The sequence below is a fragment of the Halopseudomonas xiamenensis genome, assembly GCF_014219065.1.
GTDB classification, from domain to species: Bacteria; Pseudomonadota; Gammaproteobacteria; order Pseudomonadales; family Pseudomonadaceae; genus Halopseudomonas; species Halopseudomonas xiamenensis.
This window is the reverse complement of record NZ_JACLGO010000027.1, coordinates 42,324-60,744: the sequence shown is the minus strand read 5'-3', so window position 1 is coordinate 60,744 and position 18,421 is coordinate 42,324. Positions and strand designations below refer to the sequence as shown.

The following is an 18,421-nucleotide window of genomic DNA, read 5'->3' as shown; positions in this document are numbered from 1 at the left end:
CCAAGTCACCTGCTTGGCCACCACAGCCAAGCGGGTTGCGCTAACGCGCAACGCGCCATGCCTGGCGCACAATGACAAAACCCCGCCGAAGCGGGGTTTTGTCTGCACATCAGCGGGGAATTACTTCATTTCCCAGCCGGTCAGCTCCGACAGCGCCTTGCCGATTTCGGCCAGCGAGCGGACGGTCTTGACGCCTGCATCTTCCAGTGCGGCGAACTTCTCGTCGGCCGTACCCTTGCCGCCGGAGATGATCGCGCCGGCGTGGCCCATGCGCTTGCCTGCCGGAGCAGTCACACCAGCGATGTAGGACACCACCGGCTTGGTCACATTGGCCTTGATGTAGGCTGCGGCTTCTTCTTCAGCGCTGCCGCCGATCTCGCCGATCATGACAATGGCTTCGGTCTGCGGGTCTTCCTGGAACAGCTTCAGGATGTCGATGAAGTTGGAGCCAGGGATCGGGTCGCCACCGATACCGACGCAGCTGGACTGACCGAAACCGGCGTCAGTGGTCTGCTTGACCGCTTCGTAGGTCAGGGTACCGGAACGGGAAACGATACCTACCTTGCCCGGCAGGTGGATGTGACCGGGCATGATGCCGATCTTGCACTCGCCGGGGGTGATGACGCCCGGGCAGTTGGGCCCGATCAGGCGTACGCCCAGCTCATCGCACTTGACTTTGGCATCCAGCATGTCGAGGGTAGCGATACCTTCGGTGATGCACACGATCAGCTTGATACCGGCGTTGGCGGCTTCCAGGATGGAGTCCTTGCAGAACGGAGCCGGAACGTAGATCACGGAGGCGTCGGCGCCAGTGGCTTCAACCGCTTCACGAACGGTATTGAAGACCGGCAGGCCCAGGTGCTCGGTACCACCCTTGCCCGGGGTCACGCCGCCGACCATCTGGGTGCCGTAGGCGATGGCCTGTTCGGTGTGGAAGGAACCCTGGGAGCCAGTGATGCCCTGGCAGATTACCTTGGTGTTCTTGTCGATCAGGATGCTCATTACTTGCCCTCCGCCGCTTTGACGACCTGTACTGCAGCGTCGGTCAGACTGGTTGCTGCGATGATGTTCAGACCACTTTCAGCCAGTACCTTGGCACCCAGGTCGGCGTTGTTGCCTTCCAGACGCACCACTACCGGCACCTTGACGCCTACATCCTTGACCGCGCCGATGATGCCTTCGGCAATCATGTCGCAACGTACGATACCGCCGAAGATGTTGACCAGAACCGCGGCCACATTGCTGTCGGACAGGATGATCTTGAACGCTTCGGTCACACGTTCCTTGGTCGCGCCACCACCTACGTCGAGGAAGTTGGCCGGCTTGCCGCCGTGCAGGTTGACGATGTCCATGGTACCCATGGCCAGACCGGCACCGTTGACCATGCAACCGATGTTGCCGTCCAGGGCCACGTAGTTCAGTTCGAACTTGGCGGCATGGGCTTCACGCGCGTCGTCCTGGGACGGATCGTGCATGGCGCGCAGCTTCGGCTGACGGTACAGTGCGTTGGCATCGATGTTGATCTTGGCGTCCAGGCAGTGCAGGTTGCCGTCTTTCTTGATCACCAGCGGGTTGATTTCCAGCAGCGCCAGGTCGTAGTCGGCAAACAGCTTGCCCAGACCGACGAAGATGTTGGTGAACTGCTTGATCTGGTCGCCCTTCAGGCCCAGTTGGAAAGCCAGGTCACGGCCCTGGTAGGGCTGCGGACCAACCAGCGGGTCGATGGTGGCCTTGAGGATCTTCTCGGGAGTTTCCTCGGCGACCTTCTCGATCTCGACACCACCTTCGGTGGAGGCCATGAATACGATACGACGGGTGGAGCGATCGACTACGGCACCCAGGTACAGCTCCTGATCGATATCAGTGCAGGATTCCACCAGGATCTTGGAAACCGGCTGGCCGTTGGCGTCTGTCTGGTAGGTCACCAGACGCTTGCCCAGCCACTGCTCGGCGAAGGCCTTGGCGTCTTCCTTGCTCTTGACCAGCTTCACACCACCGGCCTTGCCGCGACCACCGGCGTGAACCTGGGCCTTGACCACCCACTCGGAACCACCAATGGTGTCACAGGCTTCGGCAGCTGCTTCGGGAGTGTCGACAGCGATGCCCTTGGAGACAGGAAGGCCGTACTCAGCGAACAGCTGCTTCCCCTGATATTCGTGAAGGTTCATTCATTTGTACCGTTGTTCGTATGAATTTCATAACAGCGGCGGTACTGCGCCGCTGTCACCGATCAGGCTGCCGGACCGGAGTCCCTGCATACCCGAGTCACCCGCAGGGGGTGCTGGTCGATCCTTCGACCTTGCCTTGTGAGTCGGCAACCGGACCGCCGGCACATCCGTTGTGCAGAGGTGCCGGCGGTCCGGGGAGGCGTGCTTAGCGCTTCTTGCGGTTGGCGATGTGAATGGCGTGGCCGTTCACTGCCAGAGCAGCTTCCTTCATCGCTTCCGACATGGTCGGGTGAGCGAAAACCATCATGCCCAGGTCTTCGGCACTGGTACCGAATTCCATGGCGATGGCGCCCTGCTGTACCAGTTCTGCGGCGCTGGGGCCGATCACGTGTACACCCAGGACCCGATCGCTCTTGGCGCAGGCAATGATCTTGACGAAACCGGCGGTGTCGTTGGCGGCCATGGCGCGGCCGCTGGCAGCGAAGGGGAACACGCCGACGTTGATGTCAACGCCTTCGGTTTTCAGCTGCTGCTCATTCTTGCCGACCCAGGCAGCTTCCGGATGAGTATAGATAACCGACGGGATCAGATCGTAGTTCATCTGCGCCTTGTGACCGGCGATGCGTTCAGCTACCACAACGCCCTCTTCCGAGGCCTTGTGGGCCAGCATCAGGCCGCGTACCACGTCACCGATGGCGTACACGCCCGGCACCGAAGTGCCGCAATGGTCGTCAACGAAGACATAACCGCGCTCGTCCAGGGTAACGCCGGAGTCGGCGGCCAGCAGGTCGGTGGTGACCGGGCGACGGCCGACAGCGACGATCAGACGGTCGAAGGTCTGTTCCTGGTCGCCCTTGGCGTCAGTGAACTTGACGGTGACTTCCTCACCCTTGACTTCACTGCCGGTCACGCGAGCGCCCAGCAACACATTCAGACCTTGCTTGGTATAGATCTTCAGCGCTTCCTTGGACAGCTGCTCATCGGCAGCCGGCAGGAACTTGTCCAGGGCTTCGATAACGGTCACTTCGGCACCCAGGCGCGACCATACCGAGCCGAGTTCCAGGCCGATCACACCAGCACCGATCACACCCAGGCGCTTGGGAACGGACTGGAAGTCCAGTGCACCGGTGGAGTCGACGATGACTTTCTGGTCAACCGGCGCCGGGGGAATCTCGACCGGACGCGAACCGGAAGCCAGGATCACGTTCTCAGCAGCCAGCACTTCGCTGCTGCCGTCTTCCTTGGTGACTTCAACCTGCTTGCCAGCCAACAGCTTGCCGTGGCCCTGGTAGACGGTAACGCCATTGGCCTTGAGCAGGCCGGCAACACCGCCGGTGAGGTTCTTGACGATCTGGTCCTTGCGACCAATCATGGTCGACACATCCATCGCCACTTCGCCGGTGGAGATGCCATGGACCTGGAATGCATCCTTTGCTTCGTGGTATTTCCAGGAGCTGTCGAGCAATGCCTTGGAAGGAATGCAACCCACGTTCAGGCAGGTGCCGCCCAGCGCCAACTTGCCATCCTTGCCCTGATACTTCTCGATACAGGCGGTTTTCAGACCCAGTTGTGCAGCACGGATGGCGGCTACGTAGCCCCCCGGACCGGCGCCGATGACCACTACATCAAATTTGTCGCTCATAAACCAATTCCTCTGTTTGCAGCTATGTATCCCAAGCTGCCGGTAGGACTACCGGCAGCCTGCCGCTTGACGCGTTAAAACCAGTTGCTGCGGTCAGATGTCCAACAGCATGCGAGCCGGATCTTCCAGCAGCTCCTTGATCGCCACCAGGAAGCTGACCGCCTCCTTGCCATCGATCAGACGGTGGTCGTAGGACAGCGCCAGATACATCATCGGCCGGATCACCACCTGGCCATCAACGGCCATCGGGCGCTCCTGGATCTTGTGCATGCCGAGAATCGCGGCCTGCGGGGGGTTCACGATCGGCGAGGACAGCAGGGAGCCGAACACACCGCCATTGGAAATGGTGAAGGTGCCACCGGTCATCTCTTCCATGGACAGCTTGCCGTCGCGCGCCTTGCGACCGAAGTCGCTGATGGTGCCTTCAATCTGCGCCAGGTTCATGAACTCGGTGTTACGCAGCACCGGTACTACCAGGCCGCGGTCGCTGGATACGGCTACACCGATATCCTGGTAGCCATGGTAGACGATGTCCTTGCCGTCGATGGAAGCGTTGACTGCCGGGAAGCGCTTCAGCGCCTCGGTGGCCGCCTTGACGAAGAAGGACATGAAGCCCAGGCGTACGCCATTGTGCTTCTTCTCGAACAGGTCCTTGTACTTCTTGCGCAGGTCCATGACCGGCTTCATGTCGACTTCGTTGTAGGTGGTCAACATGGCCATGCTCGACTGCGCCTCGACCAGGCGCTCGGCGATGCGGGCACGCAGGCGGGTCATGGGCACACGCTTCTCGACGCGATCACCTTCGCCCAGCACCACGCTGGAGGCAGGGGCGGCGGCGGGCTTGGCCGCTGGTGCAGCGGCGGCGACCGGTGCGGACTTCTTCGCTTCGATGGCGTTGAGCACGTCTTCCTTGGTCACGCGACCACCCTTGCCGGTGCCCTTGATCTGCGCCGGGTCGAGACCGCTTTCTTCGGCCAGTTTGCGCGCAGCCGGATTCAGCAGTTGCTCGTCACCGGCTTCGGCTTCAGCAGCGGCGGGAGCTGCAGCGGCGGCTGCCGGAGCGGCCTCGGCCTTCGGTGCGGCAGTAGCACCCTCATTCAGTGTGCCCAGCAGTTCACCACTGAGAACGGTATCGCCTTCGCCCTTGATGATATCACCCAGTACACCATCGGCCTCGGCCAGAACTTCCAGCACAACCTTGTCGGTCTCGATGTCAACGATCAGCTCATCACGCTTGACCGCATCGCCAGGTTGCTTGTGCCAGGTTGCAACAGTGCCGTCCGCAACCGATTCGGGGAATGTAGGGGCCTTGATTTCAATCGCCATTGTCAATCCTTAAATAAACTGTGTTGTGCAGCGGCTCAAGCGTAGAGCGCGTCCTGCAGGAGTTTCGCTTGTTCTTCGGCATGAACGGAGGGGTAGCCACCAGCAGGTGCTGCAGAAGCCTCTCGTCCAGCGTAGTCCAGATACAGATTGCTGACGCTGTGCTGTGCCAGCACGCGGCGCATGTGATGCTGGCTGCAATACCAGGCGCCCTGGTTCATCGGCTCTTCCTGACACCAGACGACCTTCTTCAATCCGGTGTAAGGGGCGAGAACCTCGGCCAGGTCATCCTCCGGGAACGGGTACAGCTGTTCGATACGGACGATGGCGACATTCTCGATCTCATCGGCGCGCCGCTTCTCCAGCAGATCGTAATACACCTTGCCACTGCACATGACCACTCGGTCGACCTTCGCCGGATCGATGGCGTCGGCTTCCGGGATCACGGTCTGGAAGGACCCTTCGGCCAGATCTTCCAGGGTCGAGATTGCCAGTTTATGACGCAGCAGGGATTTCGGCGTCAGCACCACCAGCGGCTTGCGCAGCGGACGGATCACCTGACGGCGCAGCAGGTGGTAGATCTGGGCCGGTGTGGTCGGCACGCAAACCTGGATGTTCTGCTCGGCGCACAGCTGCAGGAAGCGCTCCAGGCGCGCCGAGGAGTGCTCGGGACCCTGCCCTTCATAGCCGTGCGGCAGCAGCATGGTCAGACCGCACAGCCGGCCCCACTTGTGCTCACCGCTGGTGATGAACTGGTCGATCACCACCTGGGCACCGTTGGCGAAGTCGCCGAACTGGGCTTCCCAGATCACCAGCGCGTTGGGCGTGGTGGTGGCGTAGCCGTATTCGAAGGCCAGCACCGCCTCTTCGGACAACAGCGAGTCGTAGATATCGAAACGCGGCTGGTTGTCGCTGAGGTTGGCCAGCGGGATGTAGGCGCCATCGCCCTTCTGGTTGTGCAGCACCGCATGACGGTGGGAGAAGGTTCCGCGGCCCACGTCCTGACCGGTAATACGCACCGGATGACCTTCATGCAGCAGCGTGGCGTAGGCCATGGTCTCGGCAAAGCCCCAGTTCAACGCCAGCCCGCCGGCGGCCATCTTCACTCGGTCCTCGATGATCTTCGACACCTGGCGCTGGACCACCAGGCCGTCGGGCAGGTTGGTCAGGCGGTTGGCCAGCTCCTGCAGCGTCTTGAGGTCGAAACGGGTATCGTGGCGCGCAGTCCACTGGTGACCCAGGTAGGGCTTCCAGTCGACAAAGGAGTTGGAGTCGGGCTCTTTGACCAGGCTCTTCACTACATGATCGCCGTTATCCAGCGCGGTGCGGTACTCCTCGATCCGCTCCTGCACCTGCTCCTCGCTCAGCACACCGCCCTCTACCAGGCGCTTGGCATAGATCTCGCGGGTGGTCGGGTGCTTATTGATCACCGCGTACATGCGCGGCTGGGTGCCGGACGGCTCGTCCGCTTCGTTGTGACCACGGCGGCGGTAGCAGACCAGGTCGATCACCACGTCGCGCTTGAACTGCATGCGATAGTCTACCGCCAGCTGGGTGACGAACAGGACCGCTTCCGGATCGTCGCCGTTGACGTGGAAGATCGGCGCCTGGATCATCTTGGCGATGTCGGTGCAGTACTCGGTGGAACGGGCATCTTCCTGGCGGCTGGTAGTGAAGCCGACCTGGTTGTTGACCACGATGTGGACGGTACCACCGGTCTTGTAGGCACGGGTCTGGGACATCTGGAATGTCTCCATGACCACACCCTGGCCGGCGAAGGCCGCATCGCCATGGATGCTAATCGGCAACACCTTGTCGCCGGTGGCATCCTTGCGACGATCCTGGCGGGCGCGTACCGACCCTTCTACCACCGGGGAGACGATCTCCAGGTGCGAGGGGTTGAACGACAGCGCCAGATGCACTTCGCCACCGGAAGTCATAACGTTGGAGGAGAAGCCCTGGTGATATTTCACGTCACCGGAGCCCAGGTCGATCATCTTCTTGCCTTCGAACTCATCGAACAGGTCACGCGGGTTCTTGCCCAGGGTGTTGACCAGCACGTTGAGGCGGCCACGGTGGGCCATGCCCAGCACGACTTCGTTGACCCCGTAGGAGCCGGAGCGCTGGATGATCTCGTCGAGCATGGGGATCAGGCTCTCACCGCCTTCCACACCGAAACGCTTGGTGCCCGGGTACTTGGTGCCCAGGTACTTTTCCAGGCCTTCGGCGGCGGTCAGGCGCTCGAGCAGGTGACGCTTGCTCTCGGTCGAATGCTGCGGCTTGCCGCGCACGCTCTCCAGACGCTGCTGGAACCAGCGGCGCTGGGCGGAATCGACGATATGCATGTATTCAGCACCGAAGGTACCGCAATAGGTCGACTTCAGCGCATCGAGAATTTCCCGCAGGGGAGCTTCTTCCTTGCCGATGTTCAGTTCACCGGTACGGAACACGGTATCCAGATCGGCATCGGTCAGGCCGTACTCGGCCAGCGTCAGATCAGCGATTTTTTCCCGCTCCCACAGGCCCAGCGGATCGAGGCTGGAGGCCTGGTGGCCGCGCATGCGGTAAGCCTGAATCAGGCGCAGCACACCCACCTGCTTCTTGTCACGCTCGCTGCTGACCTGTCCGCCGCTTACGGCCTGCGGGCGACGGTTGTTCTGCGCGAGCGACAGGAAATGCTCGCGAATGGTGGAATGGGAAATGTCCGAGCCAGTCGAGCCATTGAGCTGGGGCAGCTTGTCGAAATAGCTGCGCCATTCTTCGGCGACACTGTTCGGATCGTGCAGATAGAGCTCATAGAGCTCTTCAACGTAGGAGGCATTCCCACCGGATAGGTGAGAGGTACTCCACAGCTGCTGCATTTCGCTGTCTGGCATTCTTGGTCACCCTCTATAAGGGGACACCACCTGGCGCAAAAGACCATTAATTGGCAATCAGATTGCCATCCGTGCAGAACAGTCAGATGGGGTCTCGGCATTGTCCCTGCCAGTCGCCCTGCTCTGTCACATTCCGCGAAACCGGAATATTGCCGGCCCCGACAGATAGTTCGGGTGTTACCCGGTGCCCCTGTTGGTTTAGCTACATAATACAGGCCGCAGCTTTGTGAGCGGCGGCCCGAATTCAATTACTGGCCGCCCCCTGATGCAGGGGACGGCGCAGACGTACTTCAAAGTGCTCTGATCAGGTCCCGCTTTGCAGCAGCATGTTGCGGATATGTCCAATGGCCCGGGTCGGGTTCAGACCCTTGGGACAGACATTCACGCAGTTCATGATGCCACGGCAGCGGAACACGCTGAACGGATCATCCAATGCCGCCAGGCGGTTCTCGGTCTCGGTATCACGGCTATCCGCCAGGAAGCGGTAGGCCTGCAACAGGCCAGCAGGACCGATGAACTTGTCCGGGTTCCACCAGAACGAGGGGCAGGAGGTGGAGCAGCATGCACAGAGAATACACTCGTACAGGCCATCCAGCTTTTCCCGCTCCTCGGGCGACTGCAGGCGCTCGATAGCCGGCGCCGGCGTGTCGTTCTGCAGATACGGCTGAACCTTCTCGTACTGCTTATAGAAGATGCTCATATCGACGACCAGGTCACGGATTACCGGCAAACCTGGCAGCGGACGCAGAACCAGCTTGTTGTTCTTCACTACACTGGACAGCGGAGTGATGCAAGCGAGGCCGTTCTTGCCGTTGATATTCATGCCGTCGGAACCGCACACCCCTTCACGGCAGGCGCGACGGAAGCCCAGACCGGCGTCCTGCTCCTTGGCCAGTTGCAGGACGTCGAGAACCATCAGGTCCTTGCCTTCGGTATCGACCTGGAAGTCCTGCATGTAAGGAGCCTTGTCGGTCTCCGGGTTGTAACGATAGATACTGACTTGCAACATACCGGACCCCCTTAGTAAGTGCGGACTTTAGGTTCGAACACCGGAACGGTCTTCGGTGCGAAGTTGACCGCGCGCTTGGTCAGCTGCTTGGTCTGCGGATGATACATGCTGTGGCACAGCCAGTTCTCGTCATCACGCTCCTCGAAGTCCTCGCGGGCGTGGGCGCCACGGCTTTCCTTGCGCGCTTCAGCGGCGATGGCGGTTGCCTCGGCCACTTCCAGCAGGTTCTGCAGTTCCAGCGCCTCGATCCGCGCAGTGTTGAACGCGTTGCTCTTGTCGTCGATCTTGACGTTGGCGATGCGCTCACGCAGACCTTCCAGCTCCTTGATGCCTTTCTGCATGTATTCACCGGTACGGAATACACCGAAGTAGTTCTGCATGCAGTTCTGCAGTGCCTTGCGCAGCGGAGCGACATCTTCACCGGTGGTGCGGGTGTTGATACCGGACAGACGCGACAGCGAAGCCTCGATGTCGGACTCGGAAGCGCCGCGGTAGTCGATACCTTCCTTCAGTGCGCTTTCCAGGTGCAGACCGGCAGCACGGCCGAACACCACCAGGTCGAGCAGCGAGTTGCCGCCCAGACGGTTGGCGCCGTGTACCGATACGCAGGCCACTTCGCCTACGGCGAACAGACCTTCGATGATTCTGTCGTTGCCGTCCGCATCCTGGGCAATGGCCTGACCATGGATGTTGGTGGCCACGCCACCCATCATGTAGTGGCAGGTCGGAACCACCGGCACCGGAGCGGTAACCGGGTCGACGTGGGCGAAGGTCTTGGACAGTTCACAGATACCCGGCAGGCGGCTGTGCAGCACTTCTTCACCCAAGTGATCCAGCTTCAGCATCACGTGGTCGCCATCTGGGCCACAGCCGTTGCCGGCAAGAATTTCCTTGACCATGGAGCGGGCTACGACGTCACGACCGGCGAGGTCCTTGGCGTTCGGCGCGTAACGCTCCATGAAGCGTTCGCCATGCTTGTTGATCAGGTAGCCACCTTCACCACGGCAACCTTCGGTGACCAGTACCCCGGCACCGGCAATACCGGTCGGGTGGAACTGCCACATTTCCATGTCCTGCACCGGCACGCCGGCACGCAGCGCCATGCCGACGCCGTCACCGGTGTTGATCAGGGCGTTGGTGGTGGAAGCGTAGATACGACCCGCGCCGCCAGTGGCCAGAACGGTGGCCTTGGAGCGGATGTAGACGGTCTCGCCGGTTTCGATGCAGATGGCGATGACACCGACGATGGCGCCGTCCTGGTTCTTGACCAGGTCAACCGCATACCACTCGTTGAGGAAGGTGGTGTTGTTCTTGATGTTGCCCTGGTACAGGGTGTGCAGCAGCGCGTGACCGGTACGGTCGGCGGCAGCACAGGTACGTGCGGCCTGACCGCCATTGCCGTAGTCCTTGGACTGGCCACCGAACGGACGCTGGTAGATGCGGCCCTGCTCGGTACGGGAGAACGGCAGGCCCATGTGCTCGAGTTCGAATACCGCCTCGGGGCCTACGGAGCACATGTACTCGATGGCGTCCTGGTCACCGATGTAGTCGGAGCCCTTGACGGTGTCGTACATGTGCCAGCGCCAATCGTCATTCGGGTCGGCCGAGGCGATCGCGCAGGTAATCCCGCCCTGGGCGGAAACGGTGTGCGAGCGGGTCGGGAACACCTTGGTTACCACGGCAGTCTTGTGACCGCCCTGAGCCAGTTGCAGCGCCGCGCGCATACCGGCACCACCACCACCGACGATGATGGCATCAAATGTCAAAGTACGAATGTTAGCCATTAGTTGAAACCCCAAAGAATCTGTACACCCCAGACGAACAGCACGAACATCGCCAGACCACAGATCGCCTGGAACAGGAAGCGCAGGACGGTGGCGGCCTTGCCGAAGGCCATGGGGGTGAGGTAGTCAGTGGAGATGGTCCACATGCCGACCCATGAGTGCACGCTCAGCGCAACCAGCGTCAGCAGGCTGAAGATGCGCATGGCGTTGTTGCTGAACAGACCCTGCCACTCGGCGTAGGTCAGCCCGGGGTTGAGCAGCAGAAAACCAAGCAGAAACAGGGTATAGGCTGCCAGCAGCACAGCGGATACACGCTGCGCCATCCAGTCATACAGACCGCTGCGCGACAGGTTGGTGACGTTGGTTACCATATCCATACCCCCAGGAGAACAATCAGAACGACGGCGATGACAATCACCAGCTTGGAGCCAAGTCGGCCACCCTCCAGGCTCTCACCGATACCGGCATCCATCACCAGGTGACGAATACCCGCCACCAGGTGATACAACAGGGCGGACAGGACACCCCAGAGCACCAGCTTGGCGAACGGATTTTGCAGGCATGCCTTGACTTGCTCGAAACCGCTTTCGGAACTCAGTGACGTGCTCAGCATCCAAAGCAGACCAGCGATGGCGATGAACAGGATGACTCCCGAGATGCGGTGAACAATAGACGTATAGGCTGTGACAGGAAGTTTGATTGTCCTGAGATCTAGGTTGACAGGTCTTTTGCTATTCACGGCTATATTCACACTCATTACCCTGTGGACAGGGCTGGATTATAGAAAGGTGTGGTTCACACCCAAATGACGCGCGGCACAGCTTCAGGAACGAAGCCGAATGGGTCATTTTGCCGGTCAAGGAGTATAGAGACTTGGCGGCCTGATTACAACGCGATAAAGCCCTGCCGACAGCCTCCCCCGCCCTTGCAAGACTCCGCACTGCGTCAAATGCGCGCATCCCGTTTTGTCAATAAAACCTTTGAATAGCAACGATCGGGAAACTCTATCGGTAGAATTGACAAACGGGTTTTTGACCTTATAGTGATGCGGGCCCTGCGTGGGGGGTCACACTTTCGATACAGCAAAATAGGAGGCCATCAATGGCTGACAAAAAAGCGCAGTTGATCATCGAGGGCGCTGCCCCCATCGAGCTGCCTGTCTATTCGGGCACTTTGGGGCCGGATGTCATCGACGTTCGCGGCCTGACCAACGAAGGCGTCTTCACCTTCGACCCCGGTTTCATGGCGACCTCATCCTGCGAATCCAAGATCACCTTCATTGATGGCGACAAGGGTGTACTGCTGCATCGAGGCTATCCGATCGAGCAACTGGCGGAAAAATCCGATTTTCTCGAAACCTGCTTCCTGCTGCTCAAGGGCGAACTGCCCACCCCGGCGGAGAAGGAGAAATTCGACAGCACCATCAAGAACCACACCATGGTTCACGAGCAACTGAAGAACTTCCTCAATGGCTTCCGTCGTGACGGCCATCCCATGGCCATCATGTGTGGCGTCGTCGGCGCCCTGTCCGCCTTCTATCACGACTCGCTGGATATCAACGACCCCCATCATCGCGAAATCTCGGCCATTCGTCTGATCGCCAAGATGCCGACCATCGCTGCCATGGTCTACAAGTATTCCGCCGGTCAGCCGATGATGTATCCGCGCAACGACCTGAGCTACTCGGAAAACTTCCTGCACATGATGTTCAATACCCCGGCCGAGATCAAACCGATCAGCCCGGTACTGGCCCGCGCCATGGACCGCATCTTCGTGCTGCATGCCGACCATGAACAGAACGCCTCCACCTCTACCGTGCGTCTGGCCGGCTCCTCCGGTGCCAACCCGTTCGCCTGTATCGCCGCCGGTATCGCTGCCCTCTGGGGGCCGGCCCACGGTGGTGCCAACGAAGCGGTACTGCGCATGCTGGATGAAATCGGCGATGTGTCCAATATCGACAAGTTCCTGGCCAAGGCCAAGGACAAGGACGATCCCTTCAAGCTGATGGGCTTCGGTCACCGCGTGTACAAGAACTTCGACCCCCGCGCCAAGGTCATGAAGCAGACCTGCGACGAAGTGCTCGGCGAACTGGGCATCAACGACCCGCAGTTGGAACTGGCAATGAAGCTGGAAGAGATCGCCCTGAGCGACCCCTACTTCGTCGAACGCAACCTGTACCCGAACGTGGACTTCTACTCCGGCATCATTCTCAAGGCCATCGGCATCCCGACCGAGATGTTCACCGTGATCTTCGCCACCGGCCGTACCCCGGGCTGGATCGCACACTGGAACGAGATGATCAGCGGTCCGTACAAGATTGGCCGCCCGCGCCAGCTGTACACCGGCCACACCCAGCGCGACTACCCGAGCAAGTAAGGGCAGTTCCGAAAAAAACGCTGCGAAGCGCAAAGCTGCTCACTTGAGCCGTCCCTCCCAAAACCCGTCATCCTTCGCGCAGGCGAAGGATCCACCGGCCACCCTGGGTCAGTCGGCACCATGGATCCTCGGCCTACGCCGAGGATGACGGGTGTAGAGCGAGGATGACGGGTGTAGAGGTAGCAGTTCCGTTCAGGCCGTGGCCTGTTCCCACCAGGCGAGAATCTGCAACGCCTCCTCGGCATCATTGCCACACACCTGCCCATCGGCCATGAAATCCGCGCATACCCTGGGCCGCATCGGCGAGTGGAAGATGCCGCAGCGGCGCTCCGCGGTCAGGTGAATACAGGCGACACCCGCCGGCTTGCCCTGCGGCATGCCCGGAATCGGTGAGGTTATCGAGGGTGCCACGCAGCAGGCACCACAGCCTTCTCGACATTGCATATGGAAGTTAGAATCCCCGTGAATCTGATTACGCCCCGGCTTGCGGGCACCCATCATGCCTTTTCGAGACCCACACCATGCAGATACCCGTCTGGGCGCAAACCGCCTTGCTGTTGAGCCTGTCGAATATTTTCATGACCTTCGCCTGGTACGGGCACCTGCGCACCCTGAACAGCAAGCCATGGGTCATCGCCGCCCTGGTCAGCTGGGGCATTGCCTTATTCGAGTATCTGCTGATGGTGCCGGCCAACCGCATCGGCTATACCGAGATGTCAGTGGCCCAGCTGAAGATCATGCAGGAAGTGATCACGCTCTGCGTGTTCGTGCCCTTTGCGGTGCTCTTCCTGCATCAGCCATTGAAGCTGGACTATCTCTGGGCCGGCTTATGCCTGCTCGGTGCGGTGTATTTTATTTTCCGCGGTTGAGTCTGGCAATCAGGCTGGAGGTATCCCAACGCGCCCCGCCCATCTGCTGGACATCGGCATAGAACTGGTCGACCAAGGCGGTGACCGGTAGCTGCGCACCATTGCGGCGCGACTCATCCAGCACGATCGACAGGTCCTTGCGCATCCAGTCGACCGCGAAGCCGAAGTCGAATTCGCCGGCGAGCATGGTCTTGTGGCGGTTTTCCATCTGCCAGGACTGGGCCGCGCCCTTGCTGATCACCGAGACCACCGCCTCACCGTCGAGCCCCGCGCGCTGGGCGAAATGCAGCGCCTCGGCCAGGCCCTGGACCAGCCCGGCGATGCAGATCTGGTTGACCATCTTGGTCAATTGGCCACTGCCGATCGGCCCCATCAGCTTGAGCATGCGGGCATAACTGTTGATTACCGGGCGCGCCAGGTCGAACACCGCCTCCTCACCACCGACCATCACGGTCAGTTGGCCATTCTCGGCACCAGCTTGGCCACCTGACACCGGCGCATCGAGAAAGCCCACGCCACGCTCCGCGGTCAGCTCGTTCAATTGCCGGGCCACGCCGGCCGATGCGGTGGTATGGTCGACGATCACAGTGCCACTGCGCGCTCCCGCCAGCACACCCTCGGCGCCACTGATCACCTCCAGCAGGTCCTGGTCATTGCCGACACAGACCATCACGAAGTCCTGATCCTGCGCCGCCTCGGCCGGTGTAGCGCAGGCCCGCCCGCCATATTGCGCCACCCACTGCTGCGCCTTTTCCGCGGTGCGATTGTACACGGTCACCTCATGCCCGGCCCTGGCCAGATGCCCCGCCATCGGATACCCCATCACCCCCAACCCAATAAAGGCCACATTCGCCATACCAGACTCCTGATGTCATGCATTACACAGTTGAGCGCTGATGATAGCAGGCTTCGCCGTGCTGGCTGGCAAAAGCGACCGCAGGCATAATATGCGCCTCTTTCCACCCATCCAGGGAGCCACGACATGTTCAGCGTCAACCAGTACTTCGAAGGAAAAGTAGCCTCCATCGCCTTCACCCAACCCGAAGGCGCAGCCACCGTCGGCGTCATGGCCCCGGGAGAGTACGAGTTCGGCACCAACCAGCTGGAAATCATGCACGTGATCAGCGGCCAGCTGACCGTCAAGCTGCCCGGAAGCGAGTTCTGGGAGGACTTCAAGGCCGGCAGCCAGTTTACCGTACCGGCCAACAGTCGCTTCCAGCTGCAGGTAGCGCAGGACACCGCCTACCTGTGCGAGTATCGCTGAGTACCCCACCGGGTTGTCGAGCGCCTCGGGTCGCGATCGGACCGAGTCGCGCTCGACAACCCGCCACTAGGCCACAATCGCCTGCCCATATCCCTCGACAAATTCCGCCGGCATCCGCCGCGGGCGCCCACTGCTCAGTTCGACGCAGGCGAAGGTGGTATGAGCCCGCAGCAGGGTGACGCCATCGTCCGGGCGTATCAGCTGAAAGCGCCGGGTCATGCGCAGCTTGCTATCCCAACTGACGATCCAGGTCGCCATCTGCAACTGCTCATCGACATAAGCCGCCGCCAGGTAGTCGATCTCATGACGCACCACCACCATGGCCCGGTTCAACTGCTGATATTCGGGCAAGCCCAGCCCCAGCGACTGGGAATGCTGCCATGCGCAACGCTCCAACCAGCGCACATAGACCGCGTTGTTGGCATGCCCCAGCTCATCGATATCCTCAGGCTGCACCAGCACATGATCGATAAAGGGGTTCTGCAGATCCCATTTCACACCCTGTCTCCCGCAAGCAAAACAAAGAGGTGCAGCATACCATCGCAGGCTGCCCGATAGGCGAACAGCAATTCACCCTGCGCACTTGCCAAGCATGCGTACCGGCACAACACTGGATGCACAGCGTCAGAATCTGTTCCCGTTTCAGGAGACGGCATGTTCAAGCATCTACACTTCCCCATTCTGGTCATCAACCCGGATACCGGGCGCAACAACGTCGCAGGCCAGCAACTGGCCGAACTGTTCACTGCCCTGCAGCACGAAGGCTTCGAGGTACTGGCGACCACCTCGCTGGATGAAGGCCGCCTGGTGGCTGAAGCGCATCGCGGCCTGTCCTGCATCCTGTTCACCGCCGAGAACGACCCGGCCGACGAGCTGGAGCCGGTGCGCAAGCTGTTCTCCGCCGCGCATTCGCGCTCACCCGAGCTGCCGATCATGGCATTGAGCACCACTCAGGCACTGGACGGCCAACTGCTCAGCCAACTGCGCGACCTACACCAGCTGCGCGGCATCATCTACCTGTTCGAAGACACCATGCCGTTCATCGCCGGGCAGATCGCCCGAACTGCCCGCGCCTACCTGGCACAGCTGCTGCCGCCGTTCTTCAAGGCGCTGCTCGACTATACCGGCCGCGCCAGCTACTCCTGGCACTCCCCCGGCCACGGCGGCGGCGTGGCTTTTCGCAAGAGCCCGGTAGGCCGTGCGTTCCATGATTTCTTCGGCGAGAACACCCTGCGCTCGGACCTGTCGGTGTCGGTTCCCGGGCTGGGCTCACTGCTCGATCACAACGGTCCGATCGCCGAGGCCGAAACCAATACCGCCAGAACCTTCGGCGCCGACCACAGCTTCTATGTGATCAACGGCACCTCCACCGCCAACAAGATCATCTGGCACGCTTTCGTCACCCGCGACGACGTAGTACTGGTCGACCGCAACTGCCACAAGTCCATCCTCCACGCGATCATCATGACCGGCGCCATCCCGGTCTACCTGACCGGCTCACGCAACGACTACGGCATCATCGGGCCGATCAGTCTGGACTCGTTTTCCCCACAGAACTTGCGCCAGCGCCTGGCTGAACATCCGCTGCTGCAGGGGCGCCATGCACGCATCCGCCTCGCCGTACTGACCAACTCCACCTATGACGGCCTCTGTTACAACGCCGAGCTGATCAAGGATGAGCTGGAAGATGCCGTCGACATCCTGCACTTCGACGAAGCCTGGTACGGCTACGCGGCCTTCCATGAGTTCTATGCCGGACGCCACGGCATGGGCAGCAAACGCGGCTTCGAACGCGCCCGGCATCCACTGGTGTTCGCCACCCAGTCGCCGCACAAGGTGCTGGCGGCCTTGTCCCAGGCCTCGATCATCCTCGCCGAGAACAGCGCCGAACAGCAGCTGGATGTGGAACGCTTCAACGAAGCCTTCATGATGCATACCTCCACCTCGCCGCACTACGGCATCATCGCCTCGATCGACGTGGCCACCGGCATGATGGCCGGCGAACCCGGCCGCTCGCTGGTCCAGGAAACCCTCGACGAGGCCCTGTCGTTCCGCCGCGCCATGCAGCAGACCGCCGAGCGCCTGGACGAAGACCAGTGGTGGTTCGATGTCTGGGAACCGGAGCAGGCGCTGAATGCCGAACAACTGCGCGCCGACGACTGGACCCTGGACCACCAGGCCGAATGGCACGGCTTCGGCGACATGGCGGAGGACTATGCCCTGCTCGACCCGATCAAGGTCACCCTGCTCACCCCCGGCGTGGAAGACCAGGGCCGCCTGGGCCGCACCGGCATTCCCGCGGCCGTGGTCACCCGCTTTCTCGCCGAACGCGGGCTGGTGGTGGAGAAGACCGGCCTGTACTCCTTCCTGATCCTGTTCTCGCTGGGCATCACCAAAGGCAAATGGAGCACCCTGGTATCGGAACTGCAGGAGTTCAAGCGGCTATACGACGGCAATGCCCCGCTGGAACTGACCCTGCCGGTGATCGCCCGCAGCGGTCACTATCCCGGCCTGGGCCTGCAGGATCTCTGCCATCAGTTGCACCGCTTCTACAAGCAGCAGCATATGGTCCGGGTACTGCGGCAGATCTACACCGAGCTGCCGGAGATCGTCGTGCGCCCCGCCGACGCCTACCAGCAGATGGTCCGTGGCCAGGTGGAAATGGTGCCGGTAGAGCAACTGGCGGGGCGCATCAGCGCCGTCATGCTGGTGCCCTACCCGCCCGGCATCCCGGTGATCATGCCGGGGGAGCGCTTTCCCGACGACAGCACCGCGATCGCCGATTACCTGCGCGTGGCCCAGAGTCTGGACGAGCAGTTCCCCGGGTTCGAAAGTGATATCCACGGATTGCGGATGGTGACGCAGAAGGATGGCAGCATCCACCACTATGTGGATTGCCTGGTATAGGGAGCAGTGCTGCTCACTTAACCCTTTACCGGAAAGCACAGCGCCAGCCGTGGTTGTAGGAGCCGCGCCTCGCGGCGATGGGGATTCGCAGGAAAGGTAAATGGCGGAAGGACATGGGAGTCGAACCCACCAGACACGCGTTGCGCATCTCACCGGAGTTGAAGTCCGGGCGCCCCACCGGGGACGATGTCCTTCCTCTGGTC

16 protein-coding genes and 1 tRNA gene are annotated in these 18,421 nt (G+C 61.1%); 4 read left to right on the top strand and 13 right to left on the bottom strand.

Annotated elements, in window-relative coordinates:
- Nucleotides 1-120 precede the first annotated feature (120 nt).
- The 9 genes from sucD to sdhC form a co-directional block, all read right to left on the bottom strand.
- A complete protein-coding gene (gene sucD, locus H6X51_RS16145; RefSeq protein ID WP_185268497.1) occupies nucleotides 121-1,002 on the bottom strand; it encodes a succinate--CoA ligase subunit alpha in 882 nt (293 codons plus the stop codon).
- Nucleotides 1,002-2,168 carry an ADP-forming succinate--CoA ligase subunit beta gene (gene sucC, locus H6X51_RS16140; RefSeq protein WP_185268496.1) on the bottom strand — a complete coding sequence of 389 codons (1,167 nt, stop codon included), beginning with the start codon at nucleotides 2,166-2,168 and terminating at the stop codon, nucleotides 1,002-1,004. Before sucC ends, sucD begins: the two co-directional genes overlap by 1 nt.
- 205 nt (nucleotides 2,169-2,373) lie before the next feature.
- The gene (gene lpdA, locus H6X51_RS16135) at nucleotides 2,374-3,810 is read right to left on the bottom strand and encodes a dihydrolipoyl dehydrogenase (protein WP_185268495.1); all 1,437 of its coding nucleotides are present in this window, start codon (nucleotides 3,808-3,810) and stop codon (nucleotides 2,374-2,376) included.
- A gap of 93 nt (nucleotides 3,811-3,903) precedes the next feature.
- A complete protein-coding gene (gene odhB, locus H6X51_RS16130) occupies nucleotides 3,904-5,136 on the bottom strand; it encodes a 2-oxoglutarate dehydrogenase complex dihydrolipoyllysine-residue succinyltransferase (RefSeq protein ID WP_185268494.1) in 1,233 nt (410 codons plus the stop codon).
- Between the two features lie 35 nt (nucleotides 5,137-5,171).
- Nucleotides 5,172-8,009 carry a 2-oxoglutarate dehydrogenase E1 component gene (locus H6X51_RS16125; protein ID WP_185268493.1) on the bottom strand — a complete coding sequence of 946 codons (2,838 nt, stop codon included), beginning with the start codon at nucleotides 8,007-8,009 and terminating at the stop codon, nucleotides 5,172-5,174.
- 304 nt (nucleotides 8,010-8,313) lie between these two features.
- Nucleotides 8,314-9,018 (bottom strand): succinate dehydrogenase iron-sulfur subunit, encoded by a 705-nt coding sequence (locus H6X51_RS16120; protein WP_105644790.1) that lies wholly within the window; start codon nucleotides 9,016-9,018, stop codon nucleotides 8,314-8,316.
- Between the two features lie 11 nt (nucleotides 9,019-9,029).
- Entirely contained in the window at nucleotides 9,030-10,802 is a 1,773-nt protein-coding gene (gene sdhA / locus H6X51_RS16115; protein ID WP_185268492.1) for a succinate dehydrogenase flavoprotein subunit, read from the bottom strand.
- Nucleotides 10,802-11,173 carry a succinate dehydrogenase, hydrophobic membrane anchor protein gene (gene sdhD / locus H6X51_RS16110; protein ID WP_185268491.1) on the bottom strand — a complete coding sequence of 124 codons (372 nt, stop codon included), beginning with the start codon at nucleotides 11,171-11,173 and terminating at the stop codon, nucleotides 10,802-10,804. Before sdhD ends, sdhA begins: the two co-directional genes overlap by 1 nt.
- The gene (sdhC, locus tag H6X51_RS16105) at nucleotides 11,167-11,553 is read right to left on the bottom strand and encodes a succinate dehydrogenase, cytochrome b556 subunit (RefSeq protein WP_185268490.1); all 387 of its coding nucleotides are present in this window, start codon (nucleotides 11,551-11,553) and stop codon (nucleotides 11,167-11,169) included. The genes sdhD and sdhC overlap by 7 nt, the downstream gene beginning before the upstream one ends.
- A gap of 350 nt (nucleotides 11,554-11,903) precedes the next feature.
- Between sdhC and gltA the strand changes: the two genes are divergently transcribed.
- Nucleotides 11,904-13,178: a citrate synthase gene (gltA, locus tag H6X51_RS16100; protein ID WP_185268489.1), complete on the top strand. Its 1,275-nt coding sequence runs from the start codon at nucleotides 11,904-11,906 to the stop codon at nucleotides 13,176-13,178.
- A 192-nt stretch (nucleotides 13,179-13,370) separates the two neighbouring features.
- Here gltA and H6X51_RS16095 read toward each other — a convergent pair whose 3' ends face one another.
- Nucleotides 13,371-13,622, bottom strand: coding sequence for a YkgJ family cysteine cluster protein (locus H6X51_RS16095; RefSeq protein WP_185268488.1), 252 nt, complete (start codon nucleotides 13,620-13,622; stop codon nucleotides 13,371-13,373).
- A gap of 83 nt (nucleotides 13,623-13,705) precedes the next feature.
- On the opposite strand from H6X51_RS16095, the gene H6X51_RS16090 reads away from it, so the two are divergent.
- Nucleotides 13,706-14,047 carry a DMT family protein gene (locus H6X51_RS16090; protein ID WP_185268499.1) on the top strand — a complete coding sequence of 114 codons (342 nt, stop codon included), beginning with the start codon at nucleotides 13,706-13,708 and terminating at the stop codon, nucleotides 14,045-14,047.
- On the opposite strand, the gene H6X51_RS16085 is transcribed toward H6X51_RS16090, so the two are convergent.
- Nucleotides 14,031-14,903, bottom strand: coding sequence for an NAD(P)-dependent oxidoreductase (locus H6X51_RS16085; protein WP_185268487.1), 873 nt, complete (start codon nucleotides 14,901-14,903; stop codon nucleotides 14,031-14,033). The genes H6X51_RS16090 and H6X51_RS16085 overlap by 17 nt on opposite strands.
- Nucleotides 14,904-15,029: 126 nt before the next feature.
- Between H6X51_RS16085 and ppnP the strand changes: the two genes are divergently transcribed.
- Nucleotides 15,030-15,311: a pyrimidine/purine nucleoside phosphorylase gene (gene ppnP, locus H6X51_RS16080; RefSeq protein WP_185268486.1), complete on the top strand. Its 282-nt coding sequence runs from the start codon at nucleotides 15,030-15,032 to the stop codon at nucleotides 15,309-15,311.
- Nucleotides 15,312-15,377: 66 nt separating this feature from the next.
- Here ppnP and H6X51_RS16075 read toward each other — a convergent pair whose 3' ends face one another.
- On the bottom strand, nucleotides 15,378-15,809 hold the full coding sequence (locus H6X51_RS16075) for an acyl-CoA thioesterase (protein ID WP_185268485.1): 432 nt from the start codon (nucleotides 15,807-15,809) through the stop codon (nucleotides 15,378-15,380).
- Nucleotides 15,810-15,965: 156 nt separating this feature from the next.
- Here H6X51_RS16075 and H6X51_RS16070 point away from each other — a divergent pair, with 156 nt between their 5' ends.
- A complete protein-coding gene (locus H6X51_RS16070) occupies nucleotides 15,966-18,218 on the top strand; it encodes an Orn/Lys/Arg family decarboxylase (RefSeq protein WP_185268484.1) in 2,253 nt (750 codons plus the stop codon).
- Nucleotides 18,219-18,319: 101 nt separating this feature from the next.
- Here H6X51_RS16070 and H6X51_RS16065 read toward each other — a convergent pair.
- Nucleotides 18,320-18,414 (bottom strand) — tRNA-Sec (locus tag H6X51_RS16065).
- Nucleotides 18,415-18,421 lie beyond the last annotated feature (7 nt).